At 68.2% G+C, this 239-nt stretch carries 1 pseudogene; it reads right to left on the reverse strand.

Annotated features, from left to right (window positions below):
- Positions 1-239, reverse strand: a pseudogene (locus SB772_RS45135) (ATP-dependent DNA helicase); the annotation flags it as partial.

A 239-nucleotide genomic window follows, 5' to 3' on the forward strand; every position in this document is an offset into this window, starting at 1 on the left:
GAGGCGTGGCGCTCACGATAACGGGTCGACACCTGGCTGGCGATGCGCACTTCGAGCTGCTCGGCGCGGAACGGCGCCGCCACTTCCAGCCAGGCCGTGTTGGCCGGCATGCCGAGCAGGTCACTGTAGAAATGCCGTGGGCTCAGCGTGGCGGAAAACAGCGTTACGCTGCGCGCCGCCTGTATGCGAGGCGCCAACAGCCGCGCCGGGGTGATATTGCGCAGGCACAGGGTCGCCAG

The sequence above is a fragment of the Paraburkholderia sp. SIMBA_030 genome (assembly GCF_046535245.1).
Lineage (GTDB): Bacteria > Pseudomonadota > Gammaproteobacteria > Burkholderiales > Burkholderiaceae > Paraburkholderia.